Genomic DNA, 2,029 nt, shown 5'->3' with positions numbered 1-2,029 from the left:
CATATGGATTTAGGGACTCAGAATACTTTTTTCTGAAAATCAAGGCGGCCTTCCCCGGAAAGCCGCGATGAACCATATTTTAGCGGCGGGACACGCCGTTTTAGCCTGTGGAGGCGTGGTGCAATCAGGCCGCCCGATGAAGCAGGAACCCGGTACTGCGCGAGCAGCTATCACCCAGTAATGGGAATCCCCCTCCTGTGACGCGAAGCGCTAAGGTGGGGGAGGATGTCAACATCCTACTCCCGTTGGACAGAGGGGCCAAGGGTGAGGGGAACTTCATCAAGTAGGGCTGCAAGGCCTTTGGTATCAATGGCTTTCTGAACGGAAGATAACAGGAAAAACGGCTACGCATGCCGGTTCAAACCGCTATAATGTGCCACCTTGGATCAGTCGTCAGTGAATGTTGGACAGTCAATTGAGTAATAGAATGCGGATCGGTGGAACCCTCGAACAGTCCCTCAGCCAGGGATATCGTCTGGACCTGCAAGGGGTGTTGAAAGAGGGGTGGCAACAGACTCGTCGCACCGGTTTCGGATTGGCGCTGGCCATCGCCGGGGTCATGGCAATCTGGATCCTGCTGAGCAATACCTTGCTGACGCCCTATGTCGCCCGTGAAGGAGGGGATATGGATATGGCCCTGATCCTGAGCCTGCTGGCCACGGTGATCATGTCACCCATGACCTCCTCCCTCGACATGCTGGGGTTGCAGCAGTCGGTGGGGGTACGCGCCCGGCCGAGCCAGGTGTTCGACTTCTTCCGCCACTTCCTGCGCCTGGGCAGCCTGAGTCTGCTCGGCAGCCTCATCACCAGCCTGTTTGGACCCCTGTTCGAGCTGCTGGGTGTGCCTGTGATGCTGGCCTTCATCCCTTCCGCCCTGGTGGGCATGGGGCTGGTGTTTACCGTACCTCTGGTGCTGGAGCGCGGTCTTTCCCCGGCTCAGGCCATTCTGGTCTCCCTCAAGCTCTTTGCCCGGGGCTGGCCCAGCATAGTGCTGCTGCACGGGGTCATGCTGGCACTCTTCTTCCTGGCGCTCATCCCCATGGGGCTGGGACTTATCTGGGTGGCGCCGCTCTACTTCAACTGCAAGGGCATTCTCTACCGGGATCTGTGTGGGGTGGCAGTCGAAGTGACCGAGGTTGCCAGTGGCAACGACGGGCAGGGCCCGGATCATTTCAACGCATAATGGAATACCAGGGGTCAGCCGGTGTCGACCCGCCCGGAGCATGATGCAAAAGGATGGCATATGAACAAGCGATACGGGATGGCGGCGCTCCTGCTGATGCCCATGCTGGGACAGGCTGAGCCGTCCCTTGAACTCGACTACGGCACCTTCTACAGCCAGATGAAGACCTTCGCCAAGGGGGAATTTGGCCACGCCAGACTGGGCTTTTATCTGGCCAGTCAACAGAACGGTCGGCGCTGCGGGCTCACCTCGGCCCGGGTCTCGACCCCGGACAGGGATGTGCCCGCCGAGGTCACGGTGGATGGCGAACTGCGTCTGCCCTATGACGATGATCTCAACCTCGACAAGGCGATCGTGGTGGTGGGGCTCACCGAGGCCCACGCCGCCTGTGATCTGTCGGTACAGGTGATGGCTGACGCCCCCGCCACACCCGAGGTGCCGCTGGCCGAACTTGTCTCGCGTCAGCAGCAGATGCAGCGATTGCTCGACAAGATGGCCGGCATGGTCGGCCAGTATTTCCTGCCCAAGATGGAAGGGGTGCGGATCTCCATGGTGGCGCCCGCAGGCACAGCCTACCTTGTGGAGGGTGCCCGTCAGGAGGCCGTCTCCTGGCAGCAGGGGCAACTGCTGCTCAGCAATGCGCAGCTGAAGGGGTTTGCCCAGGGCAAGCTGCAACTGCAAGGGGAGATCCTGCGCCTGACCCCCTGGCTACACAAGGAGTAGCGACCCGAGTCCGCAGATTGCCAGAATGAAAAAAGGAGCGCCTGGCGCTAATGCCGATCAGTTAAGGATCCATTGACCGATCCTCAGGCTGTGTAAGAATCCGAAACTCCTTGTTGGGTTTCG

At 59.9% G+C, this 2,029-nt stretch carries 2 protein-coding genes; both read left to right on the top strand.

What is annotated here, in order from left to right:
- The first annotated feature begins 427 nt into the window (after positions 1 to 427).
- Positions 428 to 1,183, top strand: a complete 756-nt coding sequence (locus PG892_RS22065; RefSeq protein WP_161470532.1) for a hypothetical protein — start codon at positions 428 to 430, stop codon at positions 1,181 to 1,183.
- 60 nt (positions 1,184 to 1,243) lie between these two features.
- Entirely contained in the window at positions 1,244 to 1,906 is a 663-nt protein-coding gene (locus PG892_RS22060) for a DUF2987 domain-containing protein (RefSeq protein WP_041211435.1), read from the top strand.
- The last annotated feature ends 123 nt before the right edge of the window (positions 1,907 to 2,029 follow it).

It is taken from the genome of Aeromonas sp. QDB68, from assembly GCF_027707405.1.
Lineage (GTDB): Bacteria > Pseudomonadota > Gammaproteobacteria > Enterobacterales > Aeromonadaceae > Aeromonas > Aeromonas caviae.
This window is presented reverse-complemented; position numbering and strand designations above follow the sequence as displayed.

Excerpts from the sequence above, each read along its gene's own strand:
- PG892_RS22065 (WP_161470532.1), top strand. The coding sequence starts at position 428 with ATGCGGATCGGTGGAACCCTCGAACAGTCCCTCAGCCAGGGATATCGT.
- PG892_RS22060 (WP_041211435.1), top strand. The coding sequence starts at position 1,244 with ATGAACAAGCGATACGGGATGGCGGCGCTCCTGCTGATGCCCATGCTG.